Origin of the sequence: Acidiplasma cupricumulans (genome assembly GCF_001402935.1) — an archaeon.
Taxonomy (GTDB): Archaea; Thermoplasmatota; Thermoplasmata; order Thermoplasmatales; family Thermoplasmataceae; genus Acidiplasma; species Acidiplasma aeolicum.
This window is the reverse complement of sequence record NZ_LKBH01000296.1, coordinates 20,929-30,460: the sequence shown is the minus strand read 5'-3', so window position 1 is coordinate 30,460 and position 9,532 is coordinate 20,929. Positions and strand designations below refer to the sequence as shown.

Sequence of the window (9,532 nt, the reverse complement as noted above, 5' to 3'; positions counted from 1 at the left end):
TTGTGAAAATTAAATTAACATTTTAAGAATCCATTCATGGAATTAGGAAAACTTTATATTATGGCTTAATTTAATCTACACAATGGCTGTTCCTTACAGAATCACAATTAGGGTTTCCGAAGATCTGGTAAAAAAACTTCAGGATATAGTTAACCGTGGTAAATATGACACAATTTCAGATGCCATTAGGGAGGCTATAAATGACTTCATAAAAAAGAATGAAGAAAATCCTGTAAGTGATGTGGATGTAAAATTACCTGGAAAAATCTATTCAATTTTAGAGGAAGAGGTTAAAAGTGGAAATGCAGTTTCAGTTGAGGATTTAATAAGATTTATTTTAAGGGAATATGCAAAAAGTAAAACCAAAAATTAAATAAAATATTAGTATTCCAAAGCAGTATGGTTGTAATAAGGGAATCAGAAAATGAACTTTTAAGCATTCTTGGGGAGACTTATAAAAATAAGCTTTTTGATTATGCAAATATTATTGGCTATTCTATAGAGGAAGATGGTAATGAGATCAGAATAGAATTTAATCCAGACCGCCCTGATCTATTCTCCTTTTTTGCACTTAAGGAAAATATGAAAATTTATTATGATAATAATTTTAGGATAAAGGGGATACTTGGCCAATCCGACATAAAATTAATACCAGACAATAATGTATTAAAGGTTAGGCCATACGTTCTTGCCTTTGTGGCCTCGGGTGGTAAAATTGGTAAAAATGTCAGCCATATTATAGAATATCAGGAGAGGCTTCATGAGACCATAGGTAAATCAAGGAAAAAGGTGGCCATAGGCATACATGATCTTAATAAAATAAAGCCCAATTTTAAATATACTATTATTGATTCTAATAAAATTAAGTTTACAACATACGATGGTTTTACTGGTACGGCAGATGAAATAATAAAAAATCATGAAAAGGGAACAGAATTCTCAGGCCTGCTTCCGGATAAATCAAAGGTTCCTTTAATATTGGATTCTGAAAATGATGTAATGTCAATGCCACCTATAATTAACGGCATAAAATCAAAAATAACAGAGGATACTGAAAGGTTCTTTTTTGATATAACAGGAACCGATTATAATGCTGTTAGAAATGCATTCTTCCTTTTAGCCTATGAAATGTCATACCTTGGTTACCGCATTTATAGCTGTGATTCAGGCATGGGAACTAAAAAAATGCAGGAGCTTCATAATTTTGATTTCAGGGAAATAAAAATAAAAAGTAAGGACATCAAAAATGTAATGGGTTTTATACCAGAAGACCCAATAATACTGCTGAGGAAAATGGGCTATCGCTGTGAAATCTCAGCAGATGGTTATAAAATAAATGTTCCAGGCAACAGAATTGATGTGATGGGGCCTGCCGATATTGTTGAGGATATTGCAAAGTCATATGGATATGATAACATTAAGGAAACAAAACTAAAAACATGTGGTATTGGAAATCCATATGCTGAAAACGAAAATCTTGATCTCATCAGGGAAATAATGACATCCATTAATTATCAGGAAATAAAAACATTTGTCATTAATTCAAAATCGTTCTATGAATCCTTTGGATACCATGGCGGTGTCTATGTCCAGAACCCAAAAAGCCTGGATTTTTCTGTAGTAAGGGATAGGCTGCTTCCTGGGATAATGGATTTTTTGGTAATTAACAAGAGGAGAAAGCTGCCATTTAAGATTTTTGAAATAGGTGAGGTTATTGATAATACCTTTCAGCACACGCATTTATGCACCGTTTATGTTAACACCACGGCATCATATTCTGATATTTTTCAGGTTATAAATTATTTAAACAAACGTGTAAATAATTATAAATTAACAGTAAAACAGTACAGCACAGGAGAAATAATACCGGGACGCGGGGGGCAGGTTTTTATAAACAATGAATATGTTGGACTTATTGGGGAATTAAATCCGGATATAATTACAAGATTTGGTTTGAGTGTACCGGTATCATTTTTTGAAATAGATATTGGAAAAATGCTTAGTTTGTGATCACATCATTTTGAAAATTTTTTTTATTTTTTCTTCAGACAATAAAATTCCCATGCTGTTTGCATAATCCTTTAACTGGTCTATGCCAAATTTTATGCTGTAATTATATCTATGAAGGGATTTTATTACATTATCATAATCTATTGATGTTTCCCTGCTTATAATTTTAACTGCACGCCCATCTATATTTTCATTGGATTTATAGGCATTCATTATGGATTCTAAAATTTGATTATTTTTGGAATAAAATTCTTTGCCTGCTGAAATAAGACAGCATGGCCTGTCGTCTAGCAGATCATGGTAATCTTTTTCCCTTTTTCTGCCTTTACATTCTATAAAACTGGCAAATGGTTCCCATATAGCAATATACCTGAATTTAAATTTTAAAAAATCTAACATCCCAGTTTTAGGATTTTTATAAAATGATATATTATTATATTTATTCAACATCATGAAATTTCTGGATAATAGCATCATAGAAGATATGTCAGAGGTTTTTATCTGGTCAGAATCAAATTTATCATTTGAGAATATGCATGAACCACCTGATGCAACAGGGCCTATTATAAAATAATTATCCTTTGTTATGGCATATATTATCTGGGAAACTGCTGGAGATAGCGATATTTCAAGCGCATTATTCTCCATAGCATTCATCATATCGACAGTGTTGTTAAAGGAGATAACCTGTATATTTAAGTTAAGGGAATCAGCAACTGAAAAAGCCGCAGAGAGGAATTTTACATACTCTGAGGATTTTAAAATACCAATTCTTATATAATTCTCTATATGCCCGGGATAATATGCCTTTAACCAGATTTTTTTAATCAGTTTTCCACAATTTTTTTTGATGATTATATTTTTTGAAATCATCTCTGACAGTGTTTCGGAGATATGTGATTTTGAAAAATTAAAAAGGGTTTCCATCTCATACTGCGCCATACCGTTGTATTTTCTTTTTTTAAGTTCGGATATTATGATTTTTTTGAGACCTTTATCCATTAATAAAAATTATTTTTTTAAATTTAAATTTATTGAAACTTTATGTATAAAAAATCAATATGGTGCCATGGGAGATATTAATTTGCCAGAGGCTGTAATGCAATCATTCACATCAATAGGGCCCATGCTGGATTTTATAGCATTATTTTCTGTTATTGCAGTGTATTCAGGAACCCTGCTTCCATTTGTTATATTATTCTCATTCCTTTTATCATATTTTACATTATATACGGTATATTCATTATCCGGGTTATTTATAACCAACGGAGGTTATTATTCCTATGTAGGTCATATACTTGGCAAGGATTGGGGAATTTTTATTTTCCTGATTTATTTTGGTTACTCTGTTTTGACGGTTCCCAACATAGCAAACTTTATATCTGGTTTTGCCTCAAATATACTGTCAATATATAATTTCAATAACAATCATTTTATTTATATATTAATTTTAATATTTATATTACTGGTTTACATAACTGTTGGAAGCGGTATAAAAAAATCGATAAAATATACATTTATTGCCGGCATTCTGGAAATATCATTTATAATACTTTTAAGCATCATATTTATATTAACAGGAAGAAACAGTATAGGCGATTATAAAATTAATTTCCATTTAAACCAGTTTTTCTTTGGAATAATTTTCGGAATTCTGGCATTTTCAGGTGGTGGTTCAAGCATATTTTTATCTGAAAAAACAAACAATGCGAGGAGAAACACACCAAAATCACTTTTTATCTCATTTACAATTTCAGGGATTATTATGACAATATCCGCATTTTCTCTTTTATATGCCATTGGCAATCATGGTATTTTGGAATATTCTATAAATTCCTTTTATATTGTATCGTTTATTAAAGAAAGATATGGACCTATTTTTTTAATGATATTCTCATTTTTTGGTATTTTAAGCGGTTTCAATTTAAGCGTTTCCTATCTTAATGCATTTGTCCACATGTTCCCTAGATTTCAGTCGGATTTTGGCTTTAATAAATATATGGGTGAAAAAAAATTATTATTTATTATGTTTATTATAACATCAGTAATATCAATATCAACAACATACATTGCCGGGCCATTTACCTCATTTGTAATAATAGCAGGAGTTATAAGCTTTTTTTATATAATTATTCATATAATATCAAACATATCGCTTTATAAGGCCAGAAGAAAAAATATGATAATTCCAATGATTTCTTCAATATTGCTAACAATTGCATTCATAATAAGCTTTATAAGCAACACGGGTTTTTTCATTGTAATAAATTATGCTGTTTTGGTTTATCTATTAATTTCTGTAATTTCAATAATATATATTAAGCGTATGAAAAATACAATTTACAAGAAAATAAAGTTTGAACATCTTAAGGTATAAAGTGTATAAGTAAATTTTTATATAAAGATTTGATTGGAGGATACTGATTATGGCTATTAAAAATAAAATTAAACAGAAGATTATAGAGCATCCCGAGTTTCCAGTTCTAGCTATACTGCTTGCCATCTACCTTTTTATGGCAAATTATTTTGCCTATCCGGTTGCCTTTGATTACCCATTCTTAAACACATCAGGTGGTAGCGACCCGTACTTTAATTATTATGTTATTAATTATATATTAACCTACCATAAGCAATTGATTTATACAAAAATTATAAACTATCCGGTAGGTACATACAATTACAGGCCTCCATTTTATATGTGGAGCGTTGTATTTGCATCATATATATTCTCTCCATTTGTGGGTCTCAGCAAGGCCGCATATTTTGCATTTTCAGAATCCGATGCCTTCTATGCAGCCTTATTAATAATTCCGGTATATTTAATCACCAAGGAAATATTTGGGAAAAAGGCCGGATTAATAGCTGCATTCCTGTACACAATAATGCCAAGCAATCTTACAGCCGGCATACTTACTGATGACAGGGCACATACACCAGAACTCATATTTGCATTCCTTGCAATTTACTTTTTTGAGATGGCTGTGAAAACTGCTGGAAAATATAATATTATAAATAGACTGACAGATTTTAAATCATATATCCCATCCATTAAAAAATATTTTATGGAAAATCAGCTGGCAACAGTTTATTCATTGCTGGCTGCTGTATCTCTTGGTGCATTGATCAACTTCTGGCAGGGTTTTCCATATATAGAAGTTATAATACTTATTTATGTTGCATTACAGTTAATATTTAATTTATTTACCAAAAGACCAACAGGGTATCTAACATACTTAACAATATTTTTCATAGCCTTTTCATTCCCGTTTGGATATTATTACTATGATATGACCCACATGCTTATGCCATGGTTTTATCCGCCACTTATTATGGGCATACTTATAATAGGTTTTGGTTTTGTAATTAATATTATTGGTAGAAAACCATGGATAATCACAATACCATCAATTATTATTGCAAGTGCCCTTGGCCTTCTTATTTTAGCCAAGGTTAATCCTGTTATTCTAAAGGAATTAATTACCGGTGATGGTTATTTTGTCAAATCAAGGCTGTACTCAACAATTGCCGAGGCTGCAGCACCTCCGCTTGGATTCTACATAGCAGGCTTTGGACCAGGTGTATTTCTCCTTGGCATAGCAGGCATACCATACATTTTATATAAGTTTATTAAAACTAAAAGCGATGCGATGCTTTCAATTATAATATTTTCTATATTCTCAATTTTCATGAGTTTTGAGGCTGCAAGATTTAACATAACAGCAGCACCGGCATATGCCATTCTTGGTGGTGGGGCATTAATTTATTTTGAGGGCCTTTTAAAGGCAGGGGAAAACCAGGCAAAGGCCAGACACAATTCAATGAGAAAGAGGATAAAAACAAATATAACATGGTTGCAGGCCTCATTTGTGGTTATAGTTATACTTGTTTTAATAATACCTTCTGGAATGGGCGCAGTTTCAGCAGCGGTGCCTGACAATACAGCGTCACAGTATAATAGTAATATAAATTCATCCATCCCGTCATTTCTGAGACCAAATTCAACAGATTATTTTGGTAACTATGGTTTTGGCGTTGTTAATTCAACGTCTCCATTATCAGAATCATTCAACTGGTTGGCTTCACAGGATTCCAATTTACCGGCAAATGAGAGGCCAGCATATTTATCATGGTGGGATTATGGTTTCCAGGAGGCCCTTCAGGGAAAACATCCTGCTGTGGCAGATGATTTTCAGCAGGGATATGTTTCTGCAGGGCAGGTCCTTTTAGCACAGAATCAGAGTGATATAGTGGCATTATTTATAGCACGCGATCTGGAAACTCCAGGTGCATTTACCAGCGGGCATTTTAATAGTACTGTTTATTCAACATTAAAATCATATTTTGGCACATCTGAGGCCAATAATATAACATACATTTATAAAACTGTAAGGATAGATAATAAAATACCATCAAATTATACCAAGCTACTTTCAGAGCCTGCATATGGAGGGCATCAGGTAAATGTTACAAATCCTGACAACGCTTATCATGCATTGATTATGGGTGAGCTGGCAAGCAAATATTCATTAAATAAACTTGTTAATGCATATGCGACACTTGAATTGGATACCGGATCCAAAATATCATATATACAGATAGACCACGGTTTATTCCCATTTAGTGGTTCTGATCCCGGCGTATTCTATGCGCCTGCGTATCTTACAGACACCCCAACATATGATGCCCTTGGAGAAATAGTGCCAACAAATTACTATAATATATTTGCAGTTACAAGCAGCGGTACATATCCACTTAATAAACTGCCACAGGGTGCATCAGTAATAACATACGATATTTCATACGCACCTGCATTTTACAATTCCACAATATACCGTGCCTTTATAGGATACTCACCATCAGATGTGGGTGAGGTAAATGGCATACCAGGTATAAATTATGGTACGGGTGCCAGTGCTAAACCTGCATTTAATATGAGTCATTTTGAACTTGTTTATTATGCCTCATTATGGAGCCCGTATAAAAATTCAACAAAGGACCTTCAGTTCATACCAATACAGGAGGCATACCAGTACAAGCAGGAACATAAGGGTACCGTTTACCTGCTTCCACCTATTAGCGATGTTTATAATGTGGAGGACCCAATAATAGAGTACTTCCCCGGGGCAAATATAACAGGTAATATTCTTGGATACTCCGGGTCAGCCTCCGGGATACATGTAACACTTCTGGATCAGTATGGAATACCACATGAGGTTGTTACAACAAACAGTTCAGGGACATATAATCTTGTTGGCCTGCCGGGAAATGATACCCTGGTCTTCAGTACAGGGTCAATAAACAATTATACACTTGAGGGTTCAAACATAATTGCGGAAAAAACTGTAAATGTTACAATGCAGGAGGCTGAAGACCCATATACAATAAATCTGGGCAGTTTTAATATAACGCATAATGATATAAGTGGAAGTGTATCTGTTAAAAATGTAACAGGAACACAGAAAATAACAAGTGGCGTACTTTATTTCAATAATTCAGCACATAAATACTCACAAAAGGTATACATATCAAATGGGAAATACAATGTTACAGATTTAAGGAATTATACATACAATGTAAGCGTAACTAATAATTCCACAAAAATTACATATACGAACTTTACATCGTTTACACCCCAAGTGGCCAAAAACATTACAAAGGATTTTACTGTGAATATGGACAATCTCACTGTTTTTGTAAATTCTGGTGGTTATGGTCTTTCCAATTTTACCATAGATGTTTATAATAAAACTGGAAATAAAATTTATACCAATTATACGGATAAAAATGGAGAGTTGAGTATAGGCTTAATGCCAGGTAATTATACAGTTAAGGCAAGTGAAAAAGAGAATGGAATATATGCCAATAACACCAGTTATTATAATACCACATCATGGGATAATTCCAAAATCTTAAACATGGTTCCTGAAATAAATAATATGGTTAAGGGTAATTACACTGCAAATATTAATCTAATTGGAAATCTGAGTAGCTTAAACAATGTTAACGTCACACTGGAAGGGTCCAATGGCAGGTATTATAATTTAACCTCCAATAATGAAGTAAATATAACATTACCGTCAGGTATATACCGTATATCAGCATATTCATCAGGCTATTATATAAACCCTTATAATAATACAATAATATTAAATGGCACATCAGAATTCAACATTACCTATACAGACATTAAAAAGATTTATAATTATACATTATACCCTGTAAATGGAACTGATTATGCCATGATAAATGGATCATATTACGTTGTTCCATTTTATCTCAACAATACAGGAAATACAAATATAACTGTAAATGTAAATATTTCAAACAGTAATGTGCTTAATAAAACAGATAAAATAATGGCAACATTTGCAAACGGCAAAAATTATACAACTATAAACATACCAGAAAAAACAAATATGACATTATATGTGTATTTAAAACCCGCATCGGGAATTAAAATACAAACATACGATAAAATAGATATAAACAGTTATTATGATGATAAAATAATGCATAATGCAACCGTATCGCCTGAAGTCCAGAACATTACGGCCAGCGGTGTTGGTTCATCTGGCCATGGTGTTTTAAATAACTATACAAAAAACCCTGTTGACACATTGTATATTGGAATTGGGATTATACTTGGGGCCATGCTTATAGGTCTAATTGGATCAACAGTAAGATCTAGAAGGGGGAAGAAATAATGAAATTCAAAATTTTGGCCATTGCAATAGTTATTATTTTGATTGTCTCCGGACTGTTAGTTGCCCCATATGGAAATAATAATAACCAGAAATCACAAAGCCCATCATCCCTATCATTTAAAAATATTAGTTACCCAACATATGTTTACCAAAGCCAGAATTTTAACATATATATAAACGAAACATCAGGTTTTACAAATTATTCAGTTAATGCATTTTTTGGCGTGCAAAATAATAGCGATAATACTGTACCGTCAGACTATTATAAAAACTCATCAAATCCTGACTTTGTAATACCAATAGTGGCGCCAAATACAACTGAAAACATATATGTTTATGTTGAGGCCACAGCATTTAATGGTAATTCTAAGGAAAGTGCATATACAAACTTTTCAATTAACGTTAGCCAGCCCGTGCATCTAAATGCAACGCTTACAAATACTGCTTCCGCACCTGCATATAATATAACCGTTAATTTTCTGGTAAATGGCATAACTGTTAAAACATCCATGATAGGTAAAATTAATGCAAAGTCTAATTACACTGCATCTGTTATTGTGCCAAGAGCGGAATTGCCACCAGGCAGGGATTTACTTACCATAAGCACAAATAATCCCAATATAGGTGTTCCAAAGGGCGTATATTTCTATAATGGCCACCCACCAAACTATGACTGGATATACTACATAGCTGCAGTAACAGTTGCATTTGCAATATTTCTAATAGTTATATCCGGCAGAAGGAATACAGTTAAGGTTCCAAAATGGAAACGTGCCGGCAAAAAAACATCAAAATCCACGAAAAACACAAAATAAAGG

At 32.7% G+C, this 9,532-nt stretch carries 6 protein-coding genes; 5 read left to right on the top strand and 1 reads right to left on the bottom strand.

The window, feature by feature from the left end; genetic code table 11:
• The first annotated feature begins 82 nt into the window (after nucleotides 1-82).
• Together AOG55_RS08200 and pheT are read left to right on the top strand one after the other, a co-directional pair.
• Nucleotides 83-373: a ribbon-helix-helix domain-containing protein gene (locus AOG55_RS08200; protein ID WP_055032538.1), complete on the top strand. Its 291-nt coding sequence runs from the start codon at nucleotides 83-85 to the stop codon at nucleotides 371-373.
• A gap of 26 nt (nucleotides 374-399) precedes the next feature.
• On the top strand, nucleotides 400-2,010 hold the full coding sequence (gene pheT, locus AOG55_RS08195; RefSeq protein WP_055041163.1) for a phenylalanine--tRNA ligase subunit beta: 1,611 nt from the start codon (nucleotides 400-402) through the stop codon (nucleotides 2,008-2,010).
• Here the strand turns inward: pheT and AOG55_RS08190 are convergent, their stop codons facing one another.
• The gene (locus AOG55_RS08190) at nucleotides 2,011-3,012 is read right to left on the bottom strand and encodes a hypothetical protein (protein ID WP_162216777.1); all 1,002 of its coding nucleotides are present in this window, start codon (nucleotides 3,010-3,012) and stop codon (nucleotides 2,011-2,013) included.
• Nucleotides 3,013-3,079: 67 nt separating this feature from the next.
• Between AOG55_RS08190 and AOG55_RS08185 the strand changes: the two genes are divergently transcribed.
• The 3 genes from AOG55_RS08185 to AOG55_RS08175 are packed head-to-tail and all read left to right on the top strand — an operon-like array spanning nucleotide 3,080 to nucleotide 9,529.
• Nucleotides 3,080-4,387 carry an amino acid permease gene (locus AOG55_RS08185; RefSeq protein ID WP_054964290.1) on the top strand — a complete coding sequence of 436 codons (1,308 nt, stop codon included), beginning with the start codon at nucleotides 3,080-3,082 and terminating at the stop codon, nucleotides 4,385-4,387.
• Nucleotides 4,388-4,436: 49 nt separating this feature from the next.
• Complete coding sequence (locus AOG55_RS08180; protein ID WP_055041161.1) at nucleotides 4,437-8,714, top strand: STT3 domain-containing protein; 4,278 nt, start codon at nucleotides 4,437-4,439, stop codon at nucleotides 8,712-8,714.
• Complete coding sequence (locus tag AOG55_RS08175) at nucleotides 8,714-9,529, top strand: hypothetical protein (RefSeq protein ID WP_054964289.1); 816 nt, start codon at nucleotides 8,714-8,716, stop codon at nucleotides 9,527-9,529. Before AOG55_RS08180 ends, AOG55_RS08175 begins: the two co-directional genes overlap by 1 nt.
• Nucleotides 9,530-9,532: the final 3 nt, after the last annotated feature.

What these genes read in the sequence shown, in the direction of transcription:
- AOG55_RS08200 (WP_055032538.1), top strand. Translation starts at nt 83, where the DNA reads ATGGCTGTTCCTTACAGAATCACAATTAGGGTTTCCGAAGATCTGGTA.
- AOG55_RS08190 (WP_162216777.1), bottom strand. Translation starts at nt 3,012, where the DNA reads ATGGATAAAGGTCTCAAAAAAATCATAATATCCGAACTTAAAAAAAGA.
- AOG55_RS08180 (WP_055041161.1), top strand. Translation starts at nt 4,437, where the DNA reads ATGGCTATTAAAAATAAAATTAAACAGAAGATTATAGAGCATCCCGAG.
- AOG55_RS08185 (WP_054964290.1), top strand. Translation starts at nt 3,080, where the DNA reads ATGGGAGATATTAATTTGCCAGAGGCTGTAATGCAATCATTCACATCA.
- pheT (WP_055041163.1), top strand. Translation starts at nt 400, where the DNA reads ATGGTTGTAATAAGGGAATCAGAAAATGAACTTTTAAGCATTCTTGGG.
- AOG55_RS08175 (WP_054964289.1), top strand. Translation starts at nt 8,714, where the DNA reads ATGAAATTCAAAATTTTGGCCATTGCAATAGTTATTATTTTGATTGTC.